This is a genomic window from Aureimonas glaciei (assembly GCF_014643375.1).
GTDB classification, from domain to species: domain Bacteria; phylum Pseudomonadota; class Alphaproteobacteria; order Rhizobiales; family Rhizobiaceae; genus Plantimonas; species Plantimonas glaciei.
On the sequence record NZ_BMJJ01000005.1, the window covers coordinates 238,185 to 263,260 of the forward strand.

At 69.1% G+C, this 25,076-nt stretch carries 21 protein-coding genes; 9 read left to right on the forward strand and 12 right to left on the reverse strand.

The genetic code is table 11. From position 1 onward, the window contains the following. The first annotated feature begins 46 nt into the window (after positions 1–46). Positions 47–1,333 carry an MFS transporter gene (locus IEX88_RS12805; RefSeq protein ID WP_188851154.1) on the forward strand — a complete coding sequence of 429 codons (1,287 nt, stop codon included), beginning with the start codon at positions 47–49 and terminating at the stop codon, positions 1,331–1,333. A gap of 39 nt (positions 1,334–1,372) precedes the next feature. On the opposite strand, the gene uxuA is transcribed toward IEX88_RS12805, so the two are convergent. The 4 genes from uxuA to IEX88_RS12825 all read right to left on the reverse strand — a co-directional run bounded on the left by uxuA (position 1,373) and on the right by IEX88_RS12825 (position 5,430). Then, entirely contained in the window at positions 1,373–2,566 is a 1,194-nt protein-coding gene (gene uxuA / locus IEX88_RS12810; protein WP_188851157.1) for a mannonate dehydratase, read from the reverse strand. A 6-nt stretch (positions 2,567–2,572) separates the two neighbouring features. Then, positions 2,573–3,850, reverse strand: coding sequence for a TRAP transporter large permease (locus IEX88_RS12815; protein WP_188851159.1), 1,278 nt, complete (start codon positions 3,848–3,850; stop codon positions 2,573–2,575). A gap of 1 nt (position 3,851) precedes the next feature. Further along, the gene (locus IEX88_RS12820) at positions 3,852–4,355 is read right to left on the reverse strand and encodes a TRAP transporter small permease (RefSeq protein WP_188851162.1); all 504 of its coding nucleotides are present in this window, start codon (positions 4,353–4,355) and stop codon (positions 3,852–3,854) included. A gap of 88 nt (positions 4,356–4,443) precedes the next feature. After that, positions 4,444–5,430: a C4-dicarboxylate TRAP transporter substrate-binding protein gene (locus IEX88_RS12825; protein WP_188851164.1), complete on the reverse strand. Its 987-nt coding sequence runs from the start codon at positions 5,428–5,430 to the stop codon at positions 4,444–4,446. A 155-nt stretch (positions 5,431–5,585) separates the two neighbouring features. Here IEX88_RS12825 and IEX88_RS12830 point away from each other — a divergent pair, with 155 nt between their 5' ends. The 3 genes from IEX88_RS12830 (at position 5,586) to IEX88_RS12840 (ending at position 8,454) form a co-directional block, all read left to right on the forward strand. Continuing rightward, positions 5,586–6,311, forward strand: a complete 726-nt coding sequence (locus IEX88_RS12830; RefSeq protein ID WP_210319271.1) for a GntR family transcriptional regulator — start codon at positions 5,586–5,588, stop codon at positions 6,309–6,311. 189 nt (positions 6,312–6,500) lie between these two features. After that, on the forward strand, positions 6,501–7,658 hold the full coding sequence (locus IEX88_RS12835; protein WP_188851168.1) for an iron-containing alcohol dehydrogenase: 1,158 nt from the start codon (positions 6,501–6,503) through the stop codon (positions 7,656–7,658). Between the two features lie 151 nt (positions 7,659–7,809). Then, the gene (locus IEX88_RS12840; RefSeq protein WP_188851170.1) at positions 7,810–8,454 is read left to right on the forward strand and encodes an alpha/beta hydrolase; all 645 of its coding nucleotides are present in this window, start codon (positions 7,810–7,812) and stop codon (positions 8,452–8,454) included. 59 nt (positions 8,455–8,513) lie between these two features. On the opposite strand, the gene IEX88_RS12845 is transcribed toward IEX88_RS12840, so the two are convergent. Next, positions 8,514–9,446, reverse strand: coding sequence for a 3'-5' exonuclease (locus tag IEX88_RS12845; RefSeq protein WP_373289579.1), 933 nt, complete (start codon positions 9,444–9,446; stop codon positions 8,514–8,516). Between the two features lie 443 nt (positions 9,447–9,889). Between IEX88_RS12845 and IEX88_RS12850 the strand changes: the two genes are divergently transcribed. The 5 genes from IEX88_RS12850 to IEX88_RS12870 all read left to right on the forward strand — a co-directional run bounded on the left by IEX88_RS12850 (position 9,890) and on the right by IEX88_RS12870 (position 16,268). After that, positions 9,890–11,083 carry an MFS transporter gene (locus tag IEX88_RS12850; RefSeq protein WP_188851174.1) on the forward strand — a complete coding sequence of 398 codons (1,194 nt, stop codon included), beginning with the start codon at positions 9,890–9,892 and terminating at the stop codon, positions 11,081–11,083. Positions 11,084–11,423: 340 nt separating this feature from the next. Then, positions 11,424–12,212: an IclR family transcriptional regulator gene (locus IEX88_RS12855; RefSeq protein WP_210319272.1), complete on the forward strand. Its 789-nt coding sequence runs from the start codon at positions 11,424–11,426 to the stop codon at positions 12,210–12,212. After that, on the forward strand, positions 12,209–12,901 hold the full coding sequence (locus IEX88_RS12860; RefSeq protein WP_188851176.1) for an SDR family NAD(P)-dependent oxidoreductase: 693 nt from the start codon (positions 12,209–12,211) through the stop codon (positions 12,899–12,901). Before IEX88_RS12855 ends, IEX88_RS12860 begins: the two co-directional genes overlap by 4 nt. Continuing rightward, on the forward strand, positions 12,901–14,253 hold the full coding sequence (locus IEX88_RS12865) for an NAD(P)/FAD-dependent oxidoreductase (protein WP_188851178.1): 1,353 nt from the start codon (positions 12,901–12,903) through the stop codon (positions 14,251–14,253). The genes IEX88_RS12860 and IEX88_RS12865 overlap by 1 nt, the downstream gene beginning before the upstream one ends. Further along, positions 14,244–16,268 carry a dipeptide ABC transporter ATP-binding protein gene (locus IEX88_RS12870; RefSeq protein ID WP_188851180.1) on the forward strand — a complete coding sequence of 675 codons (2,025 nt, stop codon included), beginning with the start codon at positions 14,244–14,246 and terminating at the stop codon, positions 16,266–16,268. The genes IEX88_RS12865 and IEX88_RS12870 overlap by 10 nt, the downstream gene beginning before the upstream one ends. Positions 16,269–16,301: 33 nt before the next feature. Here IEX88_RS12870 and IEX88_RS12875 read toward each other — a convergent pair whose 3' ends face one another. Genes IEX88_RS12875 through IEX88_RS12905 form a run of 7 tightly spaced genes read right to left on the reverse strand, consistent with a single transcriptional unit; the run spans position 16,302 to position 25,075 of the window. Then, the gene (locus IEX88_RS12875; RefSeq protein ID WP_188851182.1) at positions 16,302–17,123 is read right to left on the reverse strand and encodes a sulfurtransferase; all 822 of its coding nucleotides are present in this window, start codon (positions 17,121–17,123) and stop codon (positions 16,302–16,304) included. A gap of 32 nt (positions 17,124–17,155) precedes the next feature. Next, positions 17,156–18,130 (reverse strand): ornithine cyclodeaminase family protein, encoded by a 975-nt coding sequence (locus IEX88_RS12880; RefSeq protein WP_188851184.1) that lies wholly within the window; start codon positions 18,128–18,130, stop codon positions 17,156–17,158. After that, a complete protein-coding gene (locus IEX88_RS12885; RefSeq protein WP_188851187.1) occupies positions 18,127–19,770 on the reverse strand; it encodes a hydantoinase B/oxoprolinase family protein in 1,644 nt (547 codons plus the stop codon). Before IEX88_RS12885 ends, IEX88_RS12880 begins: the two co-directional genes overlap by 4 nt. After that, positions 19,767–21,794, reverse strand: coding sequence for a hydantoinase/oxoprolinase family protein (locus IEX88_RS12890; RefSeq protein ID WP_188851189.1), 2,028 nt, complete (start codon positions 21,792–21,794; stop codon positions 19,767–19,769). Before IEX88_RS12890 ends, IEX88_RS12885 begins: the two co-directional genes overlap by 4 nt. 3 nt (positions 21,795–21,797) lie before the next feature. Continuing rightward, on the reverse strand, positions 21,798–22,793 hold the full coding sequence (locus tag IEX88_RS12895) for a 1-aminocyclopropane-1-carboxylate deaminase/D-cysteine desulfhydrase (RefSeq protein ID WP_188851191.1): 996 nt from the start codon (positions 22,791–22,793) through the stop codon (positions 21,798–21,800). Positions 22,794–22,820: 27 nt separating this feature from the next. Next, positions 22,821–24,164, reverse strand: coding sequence for a M20 family metallopeptidase (locus tag IEX88_RS12900; protein WP_188851193.1), 1,344 nt, complete (start codon positions 24,162–24,164; stop codon positions 22,821–22,823). Then, a complete protein-coding gene (locus tag IEX88_RS12905; protein ID WP_188851195.1) occupies positions 24,161–25,075 on the reverse strand; it encodes an ABC transporter permease in 915 nt (304 codons plus the stop codon). Before IEX88_RS12905 ends, IEX88_RS12900 begins: the two co-directional genes overlap by 4 nt. Between the last annotated feature and the right edge of the window lies 1 nt (position 25,076).

Consider the following 25,076-nt stretch of genomic DNA (forward strand, 5'->3'; position numbering starts at 1 on the left):
CGGAGGGATCGACAGGGCTGCCCGGCCGCATTGAGAGACGGCCGACATGGCAGATGCAAGCTTCGCCCGCCCCGCGGTGACCGCCGGGGCGCGGCACCGTTCGGTCAAGGCGCTGTCGGCGCTGAACTTCTTCCTCGCCGACGTGCGCGACGGGCTCGGGCCCTTCCTCGGCATTTTCCTCATCGGCGAAGGCTGGAGCCCGGCGACGATCGGCTATGTCATGACGGTCGGCGGCATTGCCGGCATGCTGGCGACGACGCCGCTCGGCGCGCTCGCCGACGCCACGCGGGCCAAGCGCGCCATCGTCGCGGTCTGCGCGGTGCTCGCCATCATCGCCTCGGTCTTCATCCTGTTCGTGCCGACGGTGCCCTTCGTCGCGGCGTCGCAGATCGCCACCGGCATTGCGGGCGCCGCGATCGGCCCCGCCATCGCCGCCCTCACCCTCGGCCTCGTCGGCCAGAGCGGCCTGGCCGGCCAGCTCGGTCGCAACGAGGCCTGGAACCATGGCGGCAATGTCGTGGCGGCGGCGCTGTCTGGCCTGTTTGGCTATTGGTACGGCCTGCCCGCGGTCTTCCTGCTGATGACCCTGATGGCCGCCGGCTCGCTCGTCGCCCTCGCCCTGATCCGCCCGGGCGACATCGATCATGCCACCGCCCGCGGCCTCGAGCCGAGCCGCGACGAGACAAAGGCGAGCGCGCCCGAAGGCCTGCTGATGCTGTTGAAGAACCGGCGGCTGCTGATCCTGGCGGGAACGCTGATGCTGTTCCACTTCGGCAACGGCGCCATGCTGCCGCTGCTCGGCCTGCGGGTCGCCGCGGCCGGCGCGATCGATCCGGCCGCCTATACGGCGGCGACGATCATCATTGCCCAGCTGACCATGATCCCGCTGGCGCTGGTCGCGGCCGGCGTCGCCCGCCGACGCGGCTATTTCATCGTCCTCCTGGCCGCGCTGCTCGCTTTGCCGATCCGCGGGCTGATCGCGGGGCTCTGGGGTGATCTCTATTCGGTGGTGCCGGTGCAGATCCTCGACGGCGTCGGCGCCGGGCTGCTCGGCGTCGCGGTGCCCGGGCTCGTCGCGCAGATCATGCGCGGCACGGGCCGGGTCAATGTGGCGCTGGGCGCGGTCATGGCGGTGCAGGGCATCGGCGCGTCGATCAGCCCTTCCGTCGGCGGCTTCGTCGCGGCGCAATACGGCTATGCCGCGGCCTTCTTCACGCTGGGCGCCATCGCCGTCCCGGCGCTCGTTCTGTGGGTCGTCTTCGGCGCACTGTTTCGGCAGGCGGATGCGGAGCACGCCGCTGCACAGTCGATGCGGCCGGCGGCTGCAGGCTGACGATTGCAGCCCGGCCGGGCTCAAACCCGGCCCCGCCGCTCAGGCCCTGGCGGTCGCCGCGCGCCAGGACAGCGCCGCGGCGACGCCGCGCAGTTCGGCGAGGCCCTTCAGGCGGCCGATCATGGAATAGCCGGGATGGAACGGCCGGCCGATGTCGCCGAGGAGTTCGTGGCCATGGTCGGGTCGCATCGGGATCGCCGGGCCGCCGGCCGTCCTGCGCCGCACTTCGGCGTCGAGGATCGCGGCGGTGACGGCGACCATGTCGGTATCGCCGCCGAGATGCGCCGCTTCCTGAAAGCTGCCGTCCGCTTCCTTGGCGACATTGCGCAGGTGGGCGAAGTGGATGCGGTCGGCAAAGCGCCGGGCGATGGCGGCGACGTCGTTGTCGGGGCCGGAACCCAGCGATCCCGAGCAGAGCGTCATGCCGTTGGCCGGCGACGGGACGCGCTCGAAGAGAAAGGCGAAGTCGGCCTCGTTGGACACGACGCGCGGCAGGCCGAAGACCGGCCGCGGCGGATCGTCGGGATGGATGGCGAGCGAGATGCCGCACGCCTCCGCCGTCGGACAGACGGCCTCGAGAAAACGCACGAGATTGGCGCGCAGCTGCGATGGGCTGACCGCGCCGAAGCGCTGGATCAGCGGGCGTAGTTGCTCGACGCTGTAGCGCTCGTAGGCGCCGGGAAGGCCCGCCATGATGCTGGCGAGGAGCGTATCCCGATCGGCCTCGGTCGAGGCGTCAAACCAGGCCCTGGCGCGGGCCAGAACGTCGTCGCTGTAGTCGGATTCCGCGCCAGCGCGCTGCAGCATGAAACAGTCGAAGGCGGCGTGCTTCTCGATGGCAAAGCGCACCGTCCGCCCGCCGCCCGGCAGGACCACCGCCAGATCGGTACGGATCCAGTCGAGGAGCGGCATGAAGTTGTAGCAGATCGTCCGCACGCCGGCGCCCGCGAGGTTGCGCATGGAGAGGCGGTAGTTCTCGTAGAGAGGTTCGAGATCGCCTTCGCCCAGCTTGATGCGCTCGTGCACCGGCAGGCTCTCGGCGACGTTCCAGGACAAGAGGCCGCCCGAGCCCTCGTCGATCAGCCGGCAGCGCTCGGCGATGGCCTCGGGCGTCCAGACCTCGCCATAGGCGACGTCGTGCAGCGCCGTGACGACGCCGGTGGCGCCGGCCTGGACGATGTCGGGAAGGGCGACGAGGTCAGCTGGACCGAACCAGCGAAAGCTTTCTTGCACGTCGCCTCACATCAGAAGGTTGGGAAGGAAGAGCACCAGGCCGGGCGTGAAGGCCAGGAAGGCGATGAGGGCGAGAATCGTGGCGACGAAGGGCAAGGATTCCACCAGATATTCCTCGATCGGACAGTCGAGGATGCTGCAGACCGCGTACATCGCCACCCCCACCGGCGGGGTCATGCCGCCGAGCGTGACGATCGTCATCATCAGGATGCCGAAATGCACGGGATCGACGCCGAGCGGCGTGATGATCGGCACGAAGATCGGGGTCAGCAGCAGCACCAGCACGGTCGACTCGATGAACAGGCCGCAGATGAAGATGAACAGAAGGATCAGGAAGACGACGAGGATCGGCTCCTGCGTCAGCCCGAGCATGAGCGCGGCGATGCTCTGCGGCGCCTGTTCGAAGATGATGGCATAGCCGACCATGCCCGAGAGCAGGATGATCAGCGTGATCACGCCGATGTCGACCACCGCCTCGCCGAGCGCGTCCATGCAGGCCGAGAAGGTCAGTTCGCGGTGGACGAAGACGCCGATGACGACGGCATAGACCACGGCGAAGGCGCCGACCTCGGAGGGCGTGAAGATGCCGCTGCGGATGGCGACGAGCAGCGCCACGGGAAAGATCAGCGCCCATTTGGCATGCCACATCGCCGCGCCGATGGCCTTGCCCGTCGGCCTGACGCTGCTGGCGGCGCGGTAGCCGCGGCGGCGGGCGATGAACCAGACGGTGGTCATCAGCGCTACCATCATCATCAGGCCGGGGATCACGCCGGCCAGGAACAGCCGGCCGATCGAGACATTGCCGACGAAGCCGTAGAGGATGAGGCCGAGGCTCGGCGGGATGGTCGCGGTGATCAGCGACCCCACGGCGATCGCCGCCGAGGTGAAACCCTTGGAATAGCCGGACCGGATCATTTCCGGCCCGAGAATGCGCGCCTCCATCGCCGCGTCCGCCACGGCCGAGCCGGAGACGCCGCCCATGAAGGTCGACAGGAGGATGCAGACCTGGGCGAGGCCGCCCGACATCCAGGAGACCAGCACGTTCGAGCAGCCGATCAGCCGGTCGGTGATGCCGGTGCGGTTCATCATGTGGCCAGCCAGCACGAAGAGCGGCACTGCCAGCAGCGGAAAGCTCTGCGAGGCCGTCGCCACCTGCTGGATGCCGATCGAGGCGGGGATGAAGGGGCTCGTCAGGAAGAAGCTGAAGCCGGCAATGCCGATGGCAAACGCGATGGGCATGCCGAGGAGCATCAGGCCGAAGAACAGGACTGTCAGGAGGATCATCTCAAAGCTCCTGATGCAGGCTGTCGTCGGCCCGGCTCTTGGCGAAGACGAGGGTCTTGTCGCGCAGGGCGACGAACACCTGGGCCGCGAGGACAAGCGCCAGGATCGAGGCGCCGAGCGGGACCGCACCGGTGACCCAGGCATAGGACAGGCCGCTGTCGCCAAAGATGCGCTGCGCGTTCATCACCGTCAGCTGGAAGCCGAACCAGGCGAGCACCGCGAGGAAAACGACGGTGATGACCGCCATCGCGAGGTCGACGCCGCGACGCCAGCCGAAGGGCATTTTCTGCACGAAATAGTCGACGCCGATATGGGCGCGCTGGCGCAGCGCCTTCACCGCGCCGGTGAAGCAGAGCCAGACGAACAGGGCCTGGGCCATGTCGACCGACCAGATCAGCGGATAACCGGCATTGCGGGCAATGGCGGCAAAGAAAATCAAAAGGACGATCGCGGCAAGCAGCAGCTTGCCGAAGAGGTCCTCGATCCAGACGAGGATGGAGAGCATCGCGGGAACCCTGGGGAATGTGAGGGGCCATGGGGCCCGGGCCGTCCGGAGGACGAGGGGCGGTCTTCGACCGCCCCTTGCGACGCGCCTACTTGGCGAGGATGGCGTCGACTTCCTTCTTCAGCTCGCCGTAGCCGAGCTTGTCGTAGACGCCGGCCGTGGCTTCCTTGAATGGGGTGACGTCGATCTCGTCGATGCTGAGGCCCTTGGAGACCATGTCGGCATCGACGGTGGCGGTGGCGTCTTCCGTGCCCTTCGAGGCGGCGTCGCCGGCCGAGAGGGCCTCTTCCCTAACGATCGCCTGCAGGTCGGCCGGCAGGCCGTCGAACCAGGCGGCGCTGGTCACGAGGCCGGTGATCAGGCCGATATGGTGGGTCTTGGTGAGGTGCTTGACGACCTCATAGAGCCGCGCGCCGTGGGTGGCGGTATCCTGCGCCTCGGCGGCATCGATGACGTTCTGCTGCAAAGCGGGATAGACCTCGCCAAAGCCCATCGGCGTCGGCGTCGCGCCCATGGCGCTGATCGTCTCCATCCAGACCGGCGCGCCGGGGGTGCGCATGCGAACGCCGGCGAGATCGGCGGGCGTCGTCACCGGCTTCTGGGTCAGGAGGTTGCGCTGGCCCTGCCACCAGTTGAAGGACAGGATCTGGTGGCCCGAGGTGTCGTGCAGCTGCTTCGACCAGCCCTCGAACAGCGGCGAGGTCACGACCTTGCGCATGCCCTCAAAGCCGTCGGCGAGGTAGGGGCCGCCAAGAACGCCGAAATCCTTGACGAAGACGGCGAGGCGGCCGGGATCGACGAGCACGGCGACATTGGCGCCGGCGCGGGCCTGCTCGAGCACGTCCTCGTCCTTGCCGAGCTGCGAGCTCGGGAAGATGCGAACTTCGAGCTTGCCGGCCGAACGCTCGGCGACCTTGTCGCGGAACTGCTCGAGGCCCTTGTAGATCGGGTCCTCCGGCGTCAGCGCGGTGCTGACATTGAGCTGGTAATCCTGGGCTGCGGCGAGCGGCGCGCCGAGACCCAGCATCAGGCCGGCGACGGCGAGCGCGGAAAGACTCTTGCGTAGCGTGAACATGTGTTCTCCTCCCATGACGTGAGCCATGACCTCCCATGGCGAGAACCGCGTCGCCCCTCCCGGGCATGCTCGCCCTTTCGGGTCCAGCTTGCGGTAGTCGACTTGTATGGTAGTATGAAGGAATGAATTTGCAAGCGCCTTTTCAGAAGCCCGAAATGCTCGACCCCAAGCTCGCCAGCGCCCCGCAGATCTACGCGCTGTTGCGCAGCGACTGCATCCGCATGAAGCTGGCGCCCGGTCAGGCTCTGTCGGAAAAGGAGATCGCGGCGCGTTTTGGCACCAGCCGGCAGCCGGTGCGCGAGGCCTTCATCAAGCTCGCCGAGGCCGGCCTCGTGCGCATCCTGCCGCAGCGGGGCACCTTCGTCATGAAGATTTCGCAACGGGCCGTCGGAGACGCCCGCTTCGTGCGCGAAGCCGTCGAGGTCGCCGTGGCGCGCACCTGTTGCCGGCTCGCGCCGCCAGCGGCGATCGATTCCGTCGCCGCCATCATCGACGCCCAGAGTGCGGCCGCGGCGCGCGGCGACCACGAGGGATTCCTCGCCCTCGACGAGCAGTTCCACCGCGCCCTGGCGGAGGCGATCGACTGCGCCGAGGCCTGGCGGGCGATCGAGAACGGCAAGGCGCAGATGGACCGGGTGCGCTATCTCAGCCTGCCCGAGGCCTCGCCGATGACGCTCCTGATCGAGCAGCATGCCCAGATCCTCGGGGCCATCCGCCGCCGCGACGAGGCGGCCGCCGCCGGCGCCATGCGGGTGCACCTGCGCGAGATCCTCCTCGCCCTCCCCCGCCTTGCCCTCGAGCGCCCCGACCTCTTCGAGGCCGAGCCGCTGCCGATCCACGCGACGGACCTCAACCCGGCGACGCCGCCGTCGTCGGGCTGATCGGCGCCTATCGAGGGTATCCCTTTCGAAGGTCAGCGCAGTCAACGGCCGAAGAGCGCTTGGCGATCCGCTTGACCTGGAGCGGCAGTCCGTCGACGCTGTGAGGCATCGACCGGGCGCACCGCCGTGATCCGCAACACGCGGCCCATTGCGCTTGCGCTGCCCGGTTCGGTGCCCAGGGGAGACAGCATGCCACCGTTCCAGTTCGATACCACCGCCTCCATCGTCTTCGGCGAAGGCGCCGTCGCGCGGATCGGCGAGATCGCGGCGGCCCGGCTGGGGCGGCGGGTTCTCGTCGTCACCGATCCCGGCATCGTCAGGCTCGGCCTGATCGAGCCGGCGCTGGAGGCGCTGACGACAGCGGGCGTCGCCTTCTCGGTGTTTTCCGCGGTCGAGGCCGATCCGCCAGAGGCCGTGGTCATGGCCGCGGTGGCGGCCGCCGCCGACATCGAGGCCGAGGCGATCATCGGCTTCGGCGGCGGCTCCTCGCTCGACGTCGCCAAGCTCGTCGCGGTGCTGGCGCTGGGCAGCGAAACCCTTCCTGGGATGTACGGCGTCGGCAAGGTGAAAGGCCCGCGGCTGAAGCTGATGCTGGTGCCGACCACGGCCGGAACCGGCTCCGAGGTGACGCCGATCGCCATCGTCACCACGGGCAGCGCCGAGAAGATGGGCGTCGTCTCGCCGGTGCTGCTGCCCGATATCGCTTTGCTCGACCCCGAACTCACCTATGGCCTGCCGCCGCACATCACCGCCGCCACCGGCATCGACGCCATGGTCCATGCGATCGAGGCGCATGCCTCCGCCGGCGCCAACAACAACCCGATCTCGCAGGCCTTGGCGAAGGAGGCGCTGCGGCTGATGGGCCGCTCGCTTCTGAAGGCGGTGCAGCACGGCGAGGACCGGGCGGCACGGTCCGGCATGTTGCTCGGCTCTCTCCTGGCCGGCCAGGCTTTCGCCAATTCCCCGGTCGCGGCCGTCCACGCCCTCGCTTATCCCATCGGCGGCCATTTCCATGTGCCGCACGGCCTGTCGAACGCGCTGGTCCTGCCGCATGTGCTGCGCTTCAACGCCGGGACGGCGGCAGGCGCCTATGCCGACATCGCGCCTTGCGTCTTTCCGGACATGGAGGCGATCGGCCGGCCGGCGCGGGCCGCGCATTTCGCCGAAAGGATGGCGGCGCTGTCGCTGCAGTGCGGCCTGCCGCAGCGCCTGCGCGACGTCGGCATACCGGAGGATTTTCTGCCCCGGCTCGCCGCCGACGCGATGAAACAGACACGGCTTCTCGTCAACAATCCGCGTCCCCTGAGCGAGCAAGACGCCCTCGCCCTCTACCGTGCCGCCTTCTGAGCCCTTCCCCGGCTCTTCCTGCAACGCGCGGGCCGAGCCGGTCGGGATTTCCGCATTGGTCCCGGAAATTGGTAGAGCGTTCTTTCCCCTGTCCCGCGCCGTCGCCTAATCCTGGCCTGCAAGCCACGTCGGACGGACAGGGACAGGCGCCATGGTCACCACACTCATCATCCCGGGCTATCGCGGTTCCGAGGCTTCGCACTGGCAGCGCCACTGGGCGCGCGACCTGCCGGACAGCGAGGTGGTGGAGCAGGAGGATTTCGGCCGGCCGATCCTCAGCGAATGGCTGCATGCGCTGGAGGCGCGCCTGGCGGCGGCGCCGGGCGCCATCCTCGTCGCCCACAGCCTCGGCTGCGCCCTCGTCGCCCATCTGGCCACGCGCCCGTCTGCCGCCCATGTCGGCGGCGCCCTCCTGGTCGCGCCCGCCGATGTCGATCTCTTGGCGCGGGACCATCCGGATTTCGAGGATTTCGCTCCGATGCCGCGGGAGACCCTGCCCTTCGCCTCCATCCTCGTCGCCAGCCGCAACGATCCCTTCATGCGCTTCGGCCGGGCTGCGGCGCTGGCCGAGGATTGGGGTTCGGGGCTCGTCGATCTCGGCATGGCCGGCCACATCAACGTCGCCAGCGGCTTCGGCCCCTGGCCGGAAGGCGCGATCCTCGCCGCCGCGCTGCGCGGCCGCCGGCCATCGGGCGCCGGCAAGGCGGGCGCAATCGCCGGCGTGCCGACCGCTCGGGACAGCACGCCGATTGTCCGGCCAGCAACCATGGTGGACCGGCCTTCCATCGGCTGCTGACCGCCCACACTTCGACGGCGCAAGCGACCGGATGCCCCCCCGACCGCTGCCCGGACCGGCTACCGCTTGAAGCGCTCCGCCGCGCTCATCCATTGCACGAAGGGATCGACCGGCGCCTGGTAGACCTCGGTCTGCAGGAAGGCCCGCTCGGCGTCGAAATCGGCTTCGTCGACCTCCCGCCACCAGCTCTTGAGCTGGCCGTTGCTGCCGTCGCTCCAGCGATAGCCGCGCGCCTTCAGGAGATCCTTGGTGTGAAACGGGCTGCCTTCGGCCCAGATCCGGCAGCGCCGCCGCGCCGATTTTTCGACGAGTTCCGAGAAGGCCGAGGCGCGCCCGGCCGTGCTGGGACGGTCGAGCACTTCGAGCAGCGCATGGCAGTCGTCGACGGCGCGGTGGCCCTGGTGGAACCAGCCGCACTGGCCGACGATATAGCCAAGCTTGGCGCCCTCGAAGCCGCGGCCCGACCAATCGACCTCGGCGACCGAGCAGGCCCACGGCTTGACGTCGAAACCGCCGGTCAGGCGCTCGCAGAAGGGACGGTCGAAACCGGCATTGTGGGCAATGACGAGATCGGCGGGCGCGATGAAGGCGGCGACGGCCTTGAGATCGAGCACCTGCCCGGCCACCATCGCGTCGGTGATCCCGGTGATGCGGGTGATCTCCGCGCTGATCGGCTGGCCGGGCTCGCGCAGCGCGCTGAACACGCCGATGACCTCGCCGATCCCGGCCGCGTCATAGGTGAAGGCGACCATGCCGAGCTCGATGATCTCGTCTTTCGCCGGGTCGAGGCCCGTCGTTTCGGTGTCGAGAATGACGCCGATGCGCTCGCCGGCGCGCGGTGGCGCCGATGCGCGCGCAGCCACCGGTCGGGGCACGAGGCTGCGCAGGATTTTGAACCGCCCGGTCTCCTCCAGCCGCCGAGCTGCGGCATCCTCCTCGTCCTGCCGATTCGGGGTCGAGACGGCCTGCCGCGGCCCGCGGGCCGCGGACATCTTGGCGCCCCTTTGCGTCCGGGCAGGTTCGGACGGCGGCGAAGACGGGTCCTGCCATGGCAGGAACAGATCCGCCTGGGTCGCTCGCGAAAGGGTCATGGGCTGGACGTCTCACTGGAAGCTGATGGCATCGCGGGAGGATCGATCGGCGCGCACGCCGTCGGTGATCACCGGACAGAACAGGAGGCGGACGCAGCTGTCCAGAGGTTCACGTCCTCAGCCGCCGCATCACCCCGGTATTGACCAGATCTTGGCCCGTCGCGCCAAGTTGGACGAAGGCGGCATGCGGCTCTCCACGCAATCGCGGTCACGGCCTGTTCCGCCGTCGCCGCCGGAGTGCTAGGTGAATTTGCATGCCTCCCTTGGGGGTGAGACAGGAACTGCCGCCACCGCCATCGCACCGGTTTCGGCGCGAAGGCAGGTCGGCAGGACGGGAGCCAGGCATGACTACGATCGACACGGCTGCGGCAAAACTCCCCACCGCAACGCTCTCCGTTCTCCTCGCCGTCAGCGCCTGCCACATGCTGAACGACGTCATGCAGTCGCTGCTGGCCTCGCTCTATCCGTTGCTCAAGGCGAATTACGGCCTGGACTTCGTACAGATCGGCCTGCTCACCATGGCCTTCCAGGTCACGGCCTCGCTGCTGCAACCCGCGGTCGGCGTCGTCGCGGACCGCTGGCCGATGCCCTATGCGCTGCCCGTGGGCATGGCCAGCACCCTGGTCGGATTGCTGCTGCTGGCCAAGGCCGGCAATTTCGCGGTGTTGGTCGGCGCCGCCTGCCTCGTCGGCCTGGGATCGGCGATCTTTCATCCGGAGGCCTCGCGCGTCGCCCGTCTGGCGTCCGGTGGACGGCATGGCTTTGCCCAATCCCTGTTCCAGCTCGGCGGCAATGCGGGAACGGCGATCGGCCCGCTTCTCGCCGCCTTCATCGTTCTTCCCTACGGCCAGGGAAGCATCGCTTGGTTTGCCGGCATCGCGCTCCTGGGGATGGTCATCCTCACCCTGACGGGCCGTTGGTACGCCGCCCATCGCCGCCTGAATGCCGGCCGCCCGGCCGTGAGCCGCAGCCTGCCTTTGCCGCGGGGCGACATCCTCATGGCGCTCGGGATCCTGATCCTTCTGACCGCGACGAAGAACGTCTACATGGCGAGCTTTTCCAGCTACTTCACCTTCTACACCATCGAGCGCTTCGGCCTCAGCGTCCGCGACGCGCAGCTGATGCTGTTCCTGTTTCTGGGCGCGGCCGCGGCCGGCACTTTTGCCGGCGGGCCGATCGGCGACCGCTACGGCGCCCGCTTCGTGATCTGGTTCTCGATCCTCGGCGTCATCCCCTTCGCCCTGATGCTGCCCTATGCCAACCTGTTCTTCACGGGCGTGCTCAGCGTCGCGATCGGCATGATCCTGGCCTCGGCCTTCCCGGCCATCGTCGTCTTCGCGCAGGAACTGCTGCCGGGCCGCATCGGCCTCGTGGCCGGGATCTTCTTCGGTTTCGCCTTCGGCGCGGGCGGGCTCGGGGCCGCGCTTCTCGGCACGCTCGCCGACAGTCACGGCATTGCCTACGTCTATCAGGTGATCTCCTACCTGCCGATCCTCGGCGTCGCGACCATCCTGCTGCCCAAGCTCGCCCGTCCATAGGCTCGCCGCGCGCCATCAGCGCCGTTGCCTCGCTCGGCTCGAACCCCTGTAGGCCTCGGCTCGGCAAGCCGGGGCCGAGCGCCGTCTGGACCGATGGACGCACGACAGCGATGCGGCTCGGCGGCGCGTCCTGAGCGGGCTTGATGGAAATTCTTCGCACATAATCGAGACCGGCTCGTCCCTGAAGCACCTTCAGCACAGGCCGTGTCGAAGAGGCGGAGCCTTGGCGGCTTGGCCGTTCGCTTTCGCATTGGCCTATGTCCGCGCGATCCCAAGACGGAATTGACACCCAGGAGCCATTATGTGAAAGTTATCTGATTATCTCATAATGTGAAAATACGTGACGTCCGGAACTCAGCTGATCGACCGAGCGGTCGCCGTCATGGACGTTGTGGCCGCTTCAGGAGCGTCCGGGGCACAGCTCAAGGACATCGCGCTGGAGAGCGGGCTCAACACGGCGACGTGCCACCGCGTTCTGACCAGCCTCGTCAGCCATGGCCTTTTGTCCCGCGACGCGGCGCGCCGCTATGTCCTCGGCAACAAGCTGATGGTCCTCGGGGCCCGGGCGTCCAATGGTCCGGGACTTCGGGGCCTGTGCGCGCCGACGCTTGACCGGTTGCGCCAACACAGCGGTGAAACCGCCGTCCTGATGCTGCGCAATGCCGGAATGTCGGTCTGCGTCGACCGACGGGAGGGCGACATCGCCTTTCGCACCCTGACGGGATCGATCGGCGGCGCCGTCCCTCTGGGCGTGGGTCCCGGGAGTCTCGCCATGCTCGCCTTCCTGCCGGCCGAGGAGGTGGCGACCCTGATCCAGGCCAACGCCGCGCGTTATGCCGAGTTCGAGCGTCTCTCTCCCGCCAAGGTCCTCAACCTCGTCAACGAGACCCAGCGCCAGGGGTTTGCGCTGGACATGGGCGAACTGATCGACGGCGTCGGCGGCATGGCGATTCCCGTCCGCTCGCCTGCGGGCTCGCCGGTGGCCTCGCTCGGCCTGACTTTCCTGGCGACCCCGGCCAACGCCGCCCGCTTGCCCTCCTTCGAAGCCCTGTTGCGCGCCGAGGCCTCCTCGATCGAAGCGCAGCTCAGCCCGTTCGACCTGCCCTCCGACAATGGACTTCCGCGATGACCACTCCGCCCCCCGTCGCCATGATCAGCGGCGCTTCGCGCGGCATCGGCGCCGCCATCGCGGCGGCGCTGCGTGAGGGCGGATGGCGGCTCAGTCTCGGCGTCCGGAATCCCGGTGCCCTCGACGCCGCAGCGGGGGATCTCGTCTGCCGCTTTGACGCGCTCGACCCGGAGAGCGAGCGCGCCTGGGTGGCGGCGACCGTCCGCCATTTCGGTCGGATTGACGGGCTCGTCCACAATGCCGGCATCATGTCGTCGAAATCCGTGCTGGAAGCAGACGACGCGGATTTCGACCAGCTCTTCGGCGTCAACGTGAAGTCGCCGCTCCGCCTGACGCGTCTCGCCTGGCCGCACCTCGTCGCCTCGCAGGGCCGGATCGTCATCTTGGCGTCGCTCTCGGCCAAGCGCGTCAAGGCCCCGCGTTCGAGCCTCTATGCCATGTCGAAGTTTGCCGTTCTGGCGCTCGCCCATGGCCTGCGCCACTGCGGCAAGGAAGACGGCGTGCGCTCCACCGCCATCTGCCCGGGCTTCGTCGCCACCGACATGGCGGCGGCCGTCGACGGTGTGGACCTGGACGTGCTGACACGACCGGAGGACGTCGCCCGCATCGTGCGGATGGTGCTGGAACTCCCGGCCACGGCCAGCATCGCCGAAATCCCGATCAACTGGACGGTCGAGGACAGTTTTTGATGCGCGCCTATGGCGAGAGCGCCGACGGACCGCCGCTGGCGAGACTGCCCTCTTCCGATGCTGTCCCAGAGCGGTGCGACATCGCGATCATCGGCGGCGGCATCATCGGGCTGAGCACGGCACGCGAGCTGGCGAGGGCGGGGGTCTCGGTCGCCCTGTTCGAGAAGGGCGAGATGGCCGGCGAGCAATCGAGCCGCAACTGGGGCTGGGTCCGCCGCACGGGGCGCGACCTGCGCGAACTGCCGCTGATGCAGCTCAGCGGCGACATCTGGGACGGCCTCAATGCCGCCACGGGGCATGAGACCGGCTACCGCCGCAGCGGCATTGCCTATGCCGCCCGGTCGCTCGCGGCGGTGGAGCGGTATCGCCGCTGGGCGACGGCGGCGGCGGATTATGGGGTCGAGAGCACCGTCCTCGACGGGGCGTCCATCGCGGCGATGGCGCCGGGTCTGACGCGCGAGGTCGCTGGTGGTCTCTTCACCGCAGCCGATGGCCGGGCCGAACCGCAACTGGCCAATCACGCCATCGCCCGCGCCGCCGCCGCGCACGGCGCCCGGCTCTTCGGCAACTGCGCGGTCCGCACGATCGATGTCAGCGCCGGCCGCACGAGCGGCGTCGTGACGGAGCGGGGCCTGGTGCGCTGCGGCGCAGTCGTGGTGGCCGGCGGCGCCTGGTCGCGGCTCCTGCTTCAAGGAGTCGGCGCCACCCTGCCGCAGCTGAAACTCCTGTCCTCGGTGCTACGCACCGCGCCCGTGGAGGCCGGGATCGAGCCCTGCATGAGCTTTTCCGACTTCGCCCTGCGCCGGCGGCTGGACGGGGGCTATTCCGTCGCCACCTCGGCGGTCAGCGTCTCGCAGATCGTGCCGGATTCGCTGCGGTTTTTCCGGACCTTCCTGCCAGCCTATCTTGCCGAGCGCCAGAACATCAGACTGCGCCTCGGCCGCGCCTTCCTCGCCGAGGCGCTGGACTGGCGACCGGGCGTCGCCGACCGGACCTCCATCTACGAAGCCGTGCGCCGGCTTAGCCCCCGGCCGGACGCCGCAACGCTCACGAAGGTGCAGAAGGACCTGGCGAAGGCGCTGCCGGTTTTTGCCGGCGTTCCCGTGGTCCAGAGCTGGGCCGGCATGATCGACAGCACGCCGGACGCCATCCCGGTGATCTCGGAAGTGGCAAGCCTGCCCGGCTGCTTCGTCGGCACCGGTTTTTCCGGCCATGGATTCGGCATCGGGCCGGGCGCCGGCCGCGTGCTGGCACAATTGGCGACCGGGGCGACGCCCACGGTCGACCTTGCCGCCTTCGATCTCAACCGGTTCGCGGCGGACCCGAAACTGGAGTTGCAGCAATGGCTTTGACCGCAGAACGCCGCCGCGCGCCCGCCGCCGGCACCTCTCAGGCCTTGCTGACCATTGAGGGGCTGAACGTCGCCTTCCGCAGCGGCGACGATCTCGTGCCGGTTCTGCGCGATGTCGATCTCACCGTCGGGCGGGGAGAAATCGTCTGCCTCGTCGGCGAGAGCGGGTCGGGCAAGTCGCTGACGGCGCTGTCGATCGCGGGTCTTCTGCCCGACAGTGCGGTGACGCCGTCCGGCCGGATCGATCTCGGCGAGCGACGCCTGGTCGATGGCATCCGGCACGATTTCAAGAACATGCGCGGCAAGCGCATCGGCATGATCTTCCAGGAGCCGATGACCAGCCTCAACCCGGTGCTGCGCGTCTCCGAGCAGATTGCCGAGTCGCTCGTCCGGCATCGCGGGCTCGATTGGCGGCAGGCGGGCGCGGAAGCCGTGGCGCTGCTCGAACATGTCGGCATCGCCGATGCCGAAAGGCGGGCGCAGCAATACATCCACCAGCTGTCCGGCGGCATGCGCCAGCGCGTAATGATCGCCTCGGCGATCGCCGCCGAGCCGGAACTCCTCATCGCCGACGAGCCGACGACGGCGCTCGACGTCACCGTGCAGGCACAGGTGCTCGACCTCATCCGCAAGCTGCGGGACGAGCGGGGCATGGGTGTTCTGTTCATCACCCATGACCTGGGCGTCGTCGCCGACATCGCCGACCGAGTCTATGTCATGTATGGCGGCCGCGTGGTCGAGGCGGGATCAGTTCGCGATGTCCTGAAGCGGCCGCGAATGCCCTACACGCGGGGTCTACTTCGGGCGCTGCCGCACGAGGAGGGCCGGGTCGCCGAGCTCTACGCCATCCCCGGAACCGTCCCCTCGCCGCGCGACATGCCGGCGGGCTGCGGCTTTGCCCCCCGGTGCGAGCATGCTGAAGACGTCTGCCGGCTGGCCCTCCCGGTGCTGGAACCGGTGGCGGCGGGCCATGCCGTGCGCTGCGCACGCTGGCGCGATCTTTCGAGCGAAGTCGTGTCGCCGGTCCTTCTGCCGCCGGCCCAGGACAGGGCGGCCCCGGCGCTCCTCCTGCAGGTCAGGAACCTCGTGAAACACTTTTCCGTCGGCTCCGGCTTTGGCGGTGGCGGCACGGTGCGGGCGGTGGACGGCGTCAGCTTCTCGGTCGGCAAGGGCGAGGTCCTGGCGCTGGTCGGCGAGAGCGGATCGGGCAAGACCACCCTCGGCCGCTGCCTGCTTCGGCTGATCGAGCCGACATCCGGCGAGGTGAGCCTCGACGGCGTCGATCTGGTCGGCCTCGGCGACAGGGAGATGATGGCGATGCGGCGGCGCATGCAGATCGTTTTCCAGGACCCCTTCGCCAGCCTCAATCCCAAGATGACGGTCGGCGCCATCTTGTCCGAGCCGCTGAAGCTGCACCGGCTGGTGCCGTCGGCACAGGTCGCGGCCCGGGTGACCGAACTCCTCGGCCAGGTCGGCCTGCCGCCCGAAGCCGCCCAGCGCCGGCCTTCGGCCTTTTCCGGCGGCCAGCGCCAGCGCATCGCCATCGCCCGCGCGCTGGCGCTGGAGCCCGACCTGATCGTCGCCGACGAGGCGGTGTCCGCCCTCGACGTCTCGGTTCGGGCCCAGGTGACGAGCCTTCTGCAGGAACTGCGCCGCAGGCTTCAGCTGTCGATGGTCTTCATCACCCATGACCTGGCGCTGGTCCGGCAGGTCGCCGACCGGGTCGTCATCCTCTATCTCGGCAAGGTGATGGAGGAGGGCAATGTCGAGGAGGTCTATCACCATCCCCGCCATCCCTATACGCGGGCGCTGCTGTCGGCGGTGCCCCGGCCCGACCCCGATGCCGACCGGCAGCGCATCATGCTGGAAGGCGACATTCCCTCGCCCATCGATCCACCGTCCGGCTGCGTCTTCCGCACGCGCTGTCCGCGCGCGACCGCGGAATGCGCGGCCATCGTGCCGCCGACGATCGCTTTCGGTCCCTCGCACAGCGTTGCCTGCCTGCACCCGCTTTAAGCGGACCGTTCGCGATTGCAGGCGGCCGGATCGTCAGACGCCGGCGGCGACCGGCAGCCGCGGGTCACCGGCCCATTCGTGCCAGGATCCGACGAAGATCTGGAGGCGGCAGAAACCAGCGAGCCGCAGGCCATAGAGCGCCGTCGCGGCCCGGGCGCCACGGTGGCAATAGGTGATCACCGTCCGCTCGGGCGAAAGCCCGGCGGCGGCGGCGCGGTCGGCGATATCGGCCGGCCCACGGTAGTGCCCATCGATGAGGAAATCCTCGTAGAACAGGAATTTGGCATCGGGAATACGGCCCGGCCGGGCGCAGCAGTCGTGGACGAAACTGCCGTCGAATTCGCTGCGGCGCCGCACGTCGAGGAGATCGCAGGCCGCCGGATCGCGCCCGAGGACCTCCTCGGTGCTGGCGACGAGATCGCGGCGGAAGGCGACCGAGCGATGGCCGCCTCTGGCCGGCGCGACGACGATCTCCGGTGATGCCCCTGGCTGCACAGCGCCGCCCTGCGCCTTCCAGGCCATGAAGCCGCCGTCGAGAATGGCGCCGGTCGAATGGCCGAGAAGTTCGTGCATCCACAGGCCGCGGGGCGATCGCATGCCGGTCTCTTCCTCGAAAAAGACCACCTTCGAGGCGCGGTCGATCCCCGCTTGCGCGCAGGCCGCGGCAACGGCGGTGGCCATGGCGGCAATGCCCGCCTCGTCGGATTGCGCGATGAAGAAATCGTAGACATTGAGGCTGATCGCGCCCGGGATCGTCCCGGCGAGATAGTCGGCGTGCGGCCGCGTGTCGATCAGGACGCAGCCGGGTTCGGCGGGCCGCGCGACGAGTTCGGCGGCATTCTGGAGAAGGGTCAAGGCATTGTCCTCCGCTTCAGGGGGGATGAGTGTCAGAGCGGCAGCACGGTGCCGATCCCGGCCACCTCGGCGTCGCGCAGCACACGGGCGGCGAGCGCGATGTCGAAGAGGTTGAGGCCGAAACTGGAAAAATAGCTGGACGTGCCGGGCCTCGGGACGAACGCGCCGGCGGCAAGACCGGCCAGATCGACGGCGACGTCCCGCGGGTCGAAGCGACCGGCGCGGTACATCTGGAACAGGCTCTTGGCGCTCTTCTCTGCGAAATCGCCCCAGAGATCGACGGCGACGACGTCGCTCGCCGCGATCGCCTCGAAGCCCACCTCGTGAAACCCTGCCTGGATGATCAGCCGGTCGGGCCGCACGGCTTCCGGCCCGAGCAGCGGGGTCGGCGAAGAGGTGCAGCAGAGAACGACGTCTGCATCGTCGAGCGCGTCGGCCAAGCCGTCCACGGCACGGGCCTTGGCGGCGCCGGCAACCATGGCCCGCGCCGCTTCGCCCGTCCGGTTCCACACGGTGACCGACGCCAGATCGGGGAACAGCGCGCTTAGCATGGCGAAATGGGCTTTCGCCTGATCGCCCGCGCCGAGGATGGTGACGCGGGTCGGTGCCGCCGCCAGCAGGCCGCGCATGGCGAGGGCGGAGACGGCGGCGGTGCGCATGCGGGTCAGGTGACCGCTCTCGACGATGCCGATGGGGCGGCCGTCGCTCAGGCGATTGACGATGGTGAGGCTGCTGCTGCCCGGCTGGTCGCCGAGCGCGGCGGCGCGGTGGACCGTCCATTTCAGCCCGGCCGCATCGTAGGTCCCCGAGAGGCTCGCCGGCAGGCCGTAGGCCTTCTCGCGCGGATCGGCGCCGACCGGCATGACGCTTTCGGCGACCATCTGGGCGCGCCCCTCCCCCAGCAGCAGCAGGGCGGCCCGGATGTCGGCCAGCGCCTTTTCCCAATCGCCGCCACCGGCACGAAGCACATCCTGCCGGCCGAGATATCGAAGCTGCGCTCCCCTCACGGCAAAGCCTCGCCTCTCGCCTCGAGCCCCTGCCGGCGATCAGCGGCGCGGGCCGCCTCCGGCCGCAGCTCCCAGGATCCCGCGCCGCCACCGCCGGCGGTCCGCATGACCACCACGGTGCCGGCGGGAACCTCGACGGTGCACTTGCCGGAGAGCGTCGTCTCGCCGCCCTCGGAGCGCAGCATCGCGCTGGCGAAGGAGCCCTCGCTGCCGCCGTCCACGGCCCAGGGCCGGTGACGGGTGCGATCGAGATGCACGGTGAGCGTGGCCTTCTGCTCCATGCGGATCTCGCGGGTGAGGCCGTGTCCGCCGCGATGGCGCCCGGCGCCACCGGTTTCCGGCAGGATAGCATAGCGCAGGACCGTCATCGGGTAGGCCCGTTCCATCGTCTCTACCGGCGAATTGGCGGTGTTCGTCATGTGACAGTGCACGGCGTCGGCGCCGTCGCGGTCGGCAAGGGCACCCTGCCCGCCGGCATAGGTCTCGACATAGGAATAGGCGCGGCCGGTGCGGCTGTCCTCGCCGCCGATGATCAGCGCATTCATCGACCCGGTCGAGGCCGCCATCGCGGCTTCCGGCATCAGCAGATTGAAGGCGCCCATCAGGGCATCGGTGATGCGCATCGACGTGATCGAGGTGCAGAGCGCTACTGCCGCCGGCGGGCGCGCATCGACCAGCGTGCCGGCTTCGGTGACGATCTCGACCTGTCGAAACAGGCCTGCATTGGAGGCCAGACCCGGGTCGAGCATCGCCTTGGCGACATAGAGGAGGCAGCTCATGGTGAGCGGCCGCGCCGCGTTGATCGGCCCGCGCACCTGCGGCGCGGTTCCGGTAAAGTCGGCGGTCAGACGCCCGCCGGCGACGCTGAGGCGGACCTTGATCGCCAGATCGGCGTCGGCGCCGTCCTCGTACCATTCAAGGCTGTCCTCGAAGCGGGCGACGCGCCCTTCCAGCGGCGCGAGACGGTGCGCGAGGCGGTTTGCCGTCGCCGTGGCCAGAAAATCCACCGCGTCATCGAACCGGGCCTCGCCGGTGCGCTCGACGAGTTCGGCCAGCCGCGCCGCGCCGGTGGTGTTCGCCGCCACCTGCGCCAGGAGATCGCCGAGCACCATGTCGGGGGTGCGGCTGTTGATGCGGAAGAGCTCGACGATCTGCGGATCGACCTTCCCCTCGCGCATCAGGCTGAGCGGCGACACCCGCAGGCCTTCCGCGTAGATCTCGGAGACGCCGAGCGACAGCGAACCCGGTGCGACGCCGCCGATGTCGACCTGATGGGCCATGTTGGCGACATAGCCGATGCGCCGTCCGTCGCGGTCGACGGGGGCGATGACGACCACGTCGGGCAGGTGCGAACCGGTGATCCAGGGGTCGTTGGTGACCAGCATCTGGCCGACCGGGATCTTCTGGCCGAGCCGGGCCTCGGTCCGCTGCACGACTTCGGCCAGAAGTCCGAGATGCACGGGGATGTGCTCGGCCTGGGCCGCGAGGTCCCCCGCCGCGGTAAACAGGCCGCATGAGAAATCCCGGCGGTCGCGAATGTTGACGGAGTGCGCGGTGTTGACGAGGGCCGCGCCCATTTCCTCGGCGACGGCTTGCAGGCCGTGGCGGATGACTTCGGCAAGGATCGGATCGGCGCTCATGCAAGGACCTCGATGATGAGATTGCCGACGGCGTCGACGCGCGCCGTCTGGTGGCGCAGCAGCATGGTGGTGTCCTGCTGCTCCAGGAGAGCCGGGCCGACCAGCGACGAGCCGGGCACCAGCCGCGCCCGGTCGATGACGGGAACCACCACCTCGGTCCCGTCGATCGCGGAGAGGGTCGTGCCGATCTGCGGCTCGCCCTTGACGATCCTGGGCAGCGGCAGGGCCGCGGCCGGGGGCGGACTGGTGCCGATGATGCGCAGGTTGACGATCTCGACCGCGTGATCACGCCGGTCATAGCCATAGCTGCGGGCATGGACTTGGTGGAAGGCTTCGACCGCGGCCGCGACGTCCTCGACGTCGAAGGCCACCGAGAGGGCGTGACCCTGGCCCTGGTAGCGAAGGTCCGCCGTGAGGGAGACCTGAACCTGCTCCGGGTCGATCGTTTCCGCGTCGGCCTGGGCGTGAACATTGGCGATCAAGGGAGCGACCAGCCGATACAGGTCGGCCGTCGGAAGGTCGGCGACGGTGATCCCGAGGCTCAGCGTCTCGTCGTGCCGCCAGGGCGACAGCAAGAGCCCGATGGCACAGAGCAGGCCCGGCGACGGCGGGATGATGACGGTGCGCATCGACAGCGCCTCGGCCAGGTCGATCGCATGCATCGGCCCGGCGCCGCCGAAGGCGAGAAGCGCAAAATCGCGCGGGTCGTAGCCGCGCTCGACGGTGACGCGGCGGATGCCGCGAACCATCGCGGCGGTCACGACGGCGATGATCCCGGCGGCGCTCTCGCTGACCGACAGGCCGAGCGGATCGGCGACATGCTGGCGGATCGCCGCTTCGGCGGCGGTCCGGTCGATGCGCAGCCCGCCGCCGAGTGGCCGGTCGGGCCGCAGCCGGCCGAGCACGACATTGGCGTCGGTGACCGTCGGCCGCGTCCCGCCGCGGCCATAGGCGGCAGGTCCCGGCACGGCGCCGGCGCTTTCCGGCCCGACCCGCAACAGCCCGCCCGCGTCGACCGCGGCGATGCTGCCGCCGCCGGCGCCGAGCGTCACGATGTCGAACATCGGCACGCGCAGCGGCAGGCCTTCGAGATCGCCCTCGTAGCGGGTGACGACTTCGCCGTCGCGGATCAGGCCGATGTCGAAGCTGGTGCCGCCCATGTCGACGGTGACGACGTTGGCAAAGCCGGCCGCCCTGGCGAAAGCCCGCGCGCCGGTCAGGCCGGCGGCCGGCCCGGACAGGCAGGTCTGGACGCTCTTGGCGGCGCCGGCCGCCTCGGCGCTCATCAGCCCGCCATTGGATTGCATGATGACCGGGGGCTGGGCGAAGCCGAGCCCCGCCAGCCCCTCCGTCAGGAGCGTCAGATAGCGGCGCAACGGCGGCATGACATAGGCGTTGATGACGGTGGTCGAGGCCCGCTCGAACTCGCCCGGCTGCGGCAGGACGTTGACCGACAGCGAGACGTCGACATCGGGCAACAGCGCCTTCAGGAGCGCCCCGACGCGCCGTTCGTGCGCGTCATTGGCGTAGGAGTGCAGCAGCACCACCGCCACCGACTCGACGCCTGCGGCCTGGAGCGCCGCGGCGATCGGCTCCAGCGCCGCCTCGTCCAGAGGGCGGCTGACCGAGCCGTCGACAGCGATCCGCTCGGGCACCTCGAAGGTGAGATCACGCGGCACGATGGGCGCCGCGCGCCGCACCGTCGCATCGTAGAGATCCGGCCGGGTCTGCCGGGCGATCAGCATCAGATCGCGAAATCCCTTGGTCACCAGAAGCGCCGTCTTCGCGCCCTTACGCTCGAGGATGGCATTGGTCGCCACCGTCGTGCCGTGGGCAAAGCCTTCGATGTCGCCACTGCCGTGCCCGCACTGGGCAAGGGCGAGAGCCGCGGCCTCGACCACGGCGGTTGCCTGGTGCCCGACGGTCGTCGGAATCTTGACGAAGGTCGACACGCCCGTCCCGGTGTCGACGACGCAGAGGTCGGTGAAGGTGCCGCCGACGTCGCAGCCGATGCGCAACGCCATGGTTCAGTTCCCGACGAGCTGCTGGGTGAAGGGATAAAGCGCCGGCGAGCCGCCGCAGTGGACGAAGAGGACGTCGGAGCCGGCGGGGATCTTGCCGGACGCGATGATGCTCATCAGGCCGCCGACCGCCTTGCCGGTATAGACCGGGTCGAGCAGCAAGCCTTCCTTTTCAGCGGCGGCATGGATGGCGGCATTGCCGGCCTCGCTCGGCACGCCATAGGCGGGGCCGACGAAATCGGTCTCGATCCAGATGTCGTCCGACTGCCATTCGCGCGTGACGTCGATGAGTTTCGCGCCGGCATTGGCCATGACCGCGATGCGCTGGGTGAAGGGCACGGCGCTGCCGGTCACGGCAATTCCGACGACCTTCGTCTCCGGCCAGAACAGGCTGACGCCGATGGTGAGACCGGCGATGGTGCCGCCCGAGCCGACGGGCGCGACGATGAAGTCCGGCGCCTTGCGGCCGGTCTCGGCATATTGCTCCGACAGCTCCTTGACCGCCTGGACATAGCCGAGGGACCCCAGCGGCGTCGCGCCGCCGACCGGGATGATGTAGGCGGCCTCGCCGCGGGCCTCGGCGGCATCGGCATGGGCCTGCATGCGCGGGGCGATCTCGGTAAAGTAGGCGTCGGGATCGAGGAATTCGAGTTCCGCGCCGAACAGCCGGTCGAGCAAGAGATTGCCCTGAAATTCGCTCGGTCTGTTGCCGCGCAGGACCAGAACCGGGTGCATGCCGAACTTGCGGGCGGCAGCGGCGCACATGCGGGCGTGGTTCGACTGGTGGCCGCCGGTGGTGATCAGCACCTTGACGTTCTTGGCGATCGCGTCGGCCATCAGGAATTCGAGCTTGCGGACCTTGTTGCCGCCGCCGCCAAAGCCGGTGAAGTCGTCGCGCTTGACCGAGAGCGTCACGCCGAGCTCACGGCTGAGCCGCGGCATGGCGTCAATCGGGGTGGGCAGGAAGCCCAGCGGGATACGCGGAATGTCTTCAAGGCGCATGGGAAGTCCTAGCGGTTTCAGGAAAGGTCAGTCGGCCATCGCGCCGAGCCAGCGCGTCAGCGAGAGGAGAAAGCGCCCGTAGCCGTCGAGCGCGAGGAATTCGTCGATGCCGTGGGCATTGCCGCCGCGGCCCAGTCCGGCGAGCAGAAAACTGTCGGCATGGGGAGCGAAGGCATAGGCCGGCGCCGCACCGATGGCCCAGGGCCAGGTCTGCGGCGGCAAGGGCGCGTCACGATAGGCTTCGGCCAGCGCTGCCACGCCGTCCGCCGTTCCGCCGAAGCGGTGGCCGGCATAGCAATCGTCCAGCGTGATCTCGATCCCGTCGAGCCTGGCCCGGTCCAGCCGGGTTCGATAGGCGCCGAGAAGCGCGCCGGGATCGAGGCCGGGCGGCGCGCGCAGCTCGAAGCGGGCATGGGCGGCCTGGGGAATGACACCGTCGGCATCGGACGGCTCGGTCGACAGGCTCGACAGACTGCCGCTCGCCGTCGTCAGGACATGCGTCAGGAGCGCGCGCGGCGTGCCGGCGAGCGAAAAGGTCTGCGTATGGCGAAAGCGCAGTTCGGCGGCGGGATCGAAGGTCTCGGCCAGGGTATCGACGATCGCCGCAGCCTCTGCGTCGAGGGCGATATGGCCCAGGGCGCCGGTCGGCGCGGTGCCGAAGAGGCCGAGCGCCTCGACGAGGCGGCTGGCCGGATTGGCGATCCAGGGCGCATTGCTGGAATGGATCGCGCGCTGCGGCCCGCCCCAGGCGCCGCCGCGCGCGGAGATCGCGCCCTTGGCGATGCCGGAAAAGCCGAGATAGATGCGCGCCGGCCCGCCGCCATATTCGCAGAAGGACGGAAACAAGGCCGACCGTGCCGGCCGCACCCGGCAATCGGGATCGGCCAGATAGGCGCGCAGGCCGGCGCTGCCGCTCTCTTCCTCGCCCTCGACCAGGATCTCGACATTGACCCGCAACAGGCCGGCGTCGCGCAGGCTGGCCAACGCGCACAGCATGCCGGCGAGCGGTCCCTTGTTGTTCTCGGCGCCGCGCGCGACGAAGGCCGGACCGACGCCGTCGAGGACCACGTCTCCGCCCGTGAAGGGCGGCACGCTCCAGCCGAGGGGATCGGCGGGCATGACGTCGTACATGTTGTACAGGATGACCGTGTGCGCCGCCCCGACATCCAGCCGGGCGTGGATGACCGGCGCCCCTCCGGTCGGAGAGGCGATCGCGACGATCTCGGCACCGAGCCGGCCGATCAGCCAGCTGCGGATCGCTTCGACCTGCGCCGCGAGGGCCTGCCTGTCGCCCCTCACCGAGGGTATCCGGCACCAGGCGGCGGTCAAAGCCAGGGCTTCGGCCCGCAGGCTGTCGTGATCGAGCGTCACAGCCGGATCCGCGGATTGAGCCAGGCATAGGCCATGTCGACCAGGAAGTTGACGACGACGAAGACCGCTGCCGCAAACAGCACCGTCGCCTGCACCACGGCAAAATCCCGGTTCTGGATCGCCTCGACCGCCAGCCGCCCGATGCCGGGCCAGGCAAAGACGATCTCGGTGATCAGGGCGCCGCCGAGGAGCGAGGCGAAATACATGCCCTGGACAGTGACGACCGGGATCAGCGCATTGCGCAGCGCATGGCGGACGGTGATGCGCCATTCCGACAGGCCCTTGGCCCTGGCGGTCCGGACATAATCCTGGCCGAGCGCCTCGATCAGGCTGGCGCGCACGATCCTCGTGATGGCGCTCATATAGTAGGCGCCGAGCGCCACCGAGGGCATGATCAGCTGCTGGACGGTGCCGATGCCGCCGGTCGGCAACCAGCGCAGGTTCAGCGAGAACACGATGATCAGGAGCAGCGCCAGCCAGAAGACCGGGATCGCCTGGCCGAGCAGAGAGACAACGCGAATGGTGAAGTCGAGGGCGGAGTTTTTGCGCAAGGCGGCGACGACCCCGAGGCCGAAACCGAACAGCGAGCCCCAGAGCAGCGCGGCAAAGGCCAGCAGTGCCGTCGCCGGAATGCGCTCGAGGAGAAGGCCGAGCGCCGGGCGGTGATAGCGCAGCGACTGGCCAAAATCGCCGGAGAAGGCCTGACCGAGAAAGCGCAGATACTGCACCCAGATCGGGTCGTTGAATCCCATGGCGACGCGGAAGGCATCGATCTCGGCGCGCGAGGCGTCCGGCGACATCATCAACGCCGCTGGATCGCCTGTCAGGAACAGCGAGAAGAAGACGATGGCCGACACGCCGAACATCACCAGGATGCCCTGCAGCGCCCGGCTCAGGATGTAGGCGGCCATG